The 2,977-nt window shown below is 27.7% G+C and carries 3 protein-coding genes; all 3 read left to right on the top strand.

The annotated features are described in order from the left end of the window. Positions 1-1,087 precede the first annotated feature (1,087 nt). Complete coding sequence (locus tag AB1Z17_RS02740; RefSeq protein ID WP_368050257.1) at positions 1,088-1,465, top strand: hypothetical protein; 378 nt, start codon at positions 1,088-1,090, stop codon at positions 1,463-1,465. A 37-nt stretch (positions 1,466-1,502) separates the two neighbouring features. Beyond that, complete coding sequence (locus AB1Z17_RS02745) at positions 1,503-2,039, top strand: GNAT family N-acetyltransferase (protein WP_368050258.1); 537 nt, start codon at positions 1,503-1,505, stop codon at positions 2,037-2,039. Between the two features lie 242 nt (positions 2,040-2,281). Next, positions 2,282-2,977 (top strand): DUF2339 domain-containing protein (locus AB1Z17_RS02750; protein ID WP_368050259.1); only part of this gene is annotated, 696 nt, incomplete at its 3' end.

The raw sequence follows: 2,977 nt of genomic DNA on the forward strand, positions 1-2,977 counted from the left end.
CAAAAAACCAAGAAGGTATAATTAACAACAGCGCTATAGACGGTTCTTTTTACCAAACTGAAAACGATTATACAGTATTGGTTTATTACAAAAAATTTGGAAGTCGTTACACCAAAGTAATTGGTGTTGGCTACGGAAATTCTAAAAAATTTAATAACTAATTTTACCAAATAACGGTATTAGGTTAACGTGCCTGCCAGACAAACAGGTTTGAGTGCCGGAGCACAGCGAAGGTGTATTTAGAACAAGGTTGGTTGCATCTACTTTCTTTTAAATACCAACTTAAAAAATTATTAGCATTTTAAAATTAGTGATTATTAACTTCTTAAATGTTAATTATCGTACTTCAAACACACAATAATTGCTGTTTTTACCTTACAAAACCCATAAAAATTGCTTTTACTTAAAAAATAGTTGGATTAATTAATATCTCCTGTTTGGATGTTTTACAGTTAAAAAGGGGGTGAAGGTAGTTTTGTTGTGCTATATAGTAGGTTGTGGGCAATTTAGAATTGCGAAAAATTACATTAAAAAGAAAATTTAAAATTATGGAATCAAAAGTTACCGTTACAAATTTAAGATTTTTAGCAAGGAGAAAACATATGCAACGAGAAATATTTCATCTGTTTCAAATTATCAAATAAAAAAGAGTGTTAAGGGAGCTATTTTTATGATTATTATTGGAGTAATTGCAATGATAGTTGGAGGAAATGGATTGATTTTTGGATTAATAATAAATTGAATAGCTATTATTACTACGACTAAAGATGATTATTCCGTTCAAATAAGTAGTAATTTTCGAGAATCAAAAGCACTTACGTCAAAAGACAAAATTTATGTTCAAAAAATTGTTGATACAGTAAATGAGACTATAATTTACCAAGGATAATTAATCTAAAATAAATAAAACTGCCCACAACAACTAAATAAGAGCTATGCTTAAATTTATAACATAAACACGCTATCAAACTGATTTTCTACACCCAAAAGACCTCCAATTTTCCAGATCCAAAAATCTTATAAAAATGCGCTGTGTATAATTTGATTTTGGTAAATTTGAGCTATTAAAAAAAAGAATAGCCCCATTATGAGTATCATTCATGAAAAACATGATTTGTATCCAGAATCCATATTAATTAGAAAATTTACAGGAAAAGTTTATGCTAAAGATATTATTGCTTCGTGGGAATATATATGTGAAAACAAGCTAATTGATGAGAAAATTAAGGGAGTGATAAATAATTTAAAAGATTGTGAACTTATTATGGATATGGAAAGTTTTAAAACTGTGATAGCGTATATGAAAAAACAAGACTGTCTTAAAAAAATTAAAATAGCGGTAATTACAGATACTCCAAAAACAATTGTTTTTCCAATTTTAGGTGCAGAACGAGAACGAGAATTAAAAATTAAACCCTTCTCAACAATGGAAGCTGCTGTTAATTGGGTAACAATGGCTTTATAATAAAACGCTGAATTTTAGAGCTATAACATAGAAGCAATTGGGAGGAAATTATATTTTTAAATCAGATAGATTAGGATTCAGGAATTGGTCAAATTCCGATATATCAAAAATGGCAGAAATCAATTCTGATTCTCAAGTAATGGAGTTTTTTCCAAGCATTCCGAATTTTGAACAAACAGAAGAATTTATAGAACGAATGAAAAAACAATTCACTGAAAAAAGGTTTTGTTATTTTGCAGTTGATAAATTAATCAATAACGAATTTATAGGATTTATTGGAATATCGGAGCAGCATTATGAATCTGAATTTACTCCTTGTGTTGATATTGGTTGGAGATTGTCTCGAAAAGAATGGGGAAAAGGATTTGCGACAGAAGGAGCAAAAAAATGTTTAGAATTTGCTTTTAACCATATTGGACTTATCAATGTAAAAGCCATCTGTCCAGTTATTAATGATAAATCAGAACGAGTTATGAAAAAACTCGGAATGAGTAAAAAAATGATTTTTAACCATCCTTTGTTAAAAGATTATAAAGAACTTGAAAAATGCTTTTTATACGAGATTGAAAAATAATAAAACGTATAAGCAAGCATTAAAATAAATAATAGACCAGAAATTAGTATTAGTAATTTTAGCAAGTTTAATTGGTAAACTCAAAGTTTTCGAAAAAATTTAATATCAACTGTTCATTAGGTTGGAAATAAATTTAAAGAACCAACAGAAAAAAGTAAAAAATATTCTTTTTCTTGGCTATGATTTAAATCATATATATTTACAATTAAATTACTTAATTTTTTAAATTTAATAATATAGTTATGGATTCAAACAAGAAAAAAGTAAATTTATTAGCTTCGAAGTTTGTAATCCTACTTGAAAAACAAGAGGCTTTAAGCAAAGAGATTAGTTTATTAAAAAATGAAATTGACAATTTAAAAAATATCAGTTCTGATATTGAAGAAAAACCGAACCCAATTCAAACGAAATCTTTTAAAGCTGTAGAAGAATTTCCAGAACAAAAAACTGATAATTTAAGTATCAAATCTATAAAAGTTAAACCTCAAAAATTTATTTTAAAAAAACCAACAATTAAAAGTGATATTGAAAAATTTATTGGTGAAAATTTAATAAACAAAATAGGAATTATTGTCATAATTATTGGAGTTTCCATAGGGGCCAAATATGCAATTGATAATAATTTAATAAGCCCTACAGTTAGAATTATACTAGGATATTTAGTTGGTTTAGGGCTATTTGTATTTGCCTTAAAATTAAAAGAAAATTACCTACAATTTAGCGCTGCTTTATACAGTGGAGCAATGGCTATTATCTATTTTATTACTTACGCTGCTTTTTCTTACTATTCACTTTTTCCTGCTGCAGTTGCTTATTCAATTATGGTAATTACAACTGTTTTAACCGTATTTGGAGCCCTAAAATACGATAAACAAGTTATAGCCCATATTGGACTTGTAGGGGCCTATTCTATTCCGTTTTTGCTAAGCAAGGAAACC

Source organism: Lutibacter sp., from assembly GCF_040883305.1.
Classification (GTDB): Bacteria; Bacteroidota; Bacteroidia; order Flavobacteriales; family Flavobacteriaceae; genus Lutibacter.

Excerpts from the sequence above, each read along its gene's own strand:
- AB1Z17_RS02740 (WP_368050257.1), top strand. The coding sequence starts at position 1,088 with ATGAGTATCATTCATGAAAAACATGATTTGTATCCAGAATCCATATTA.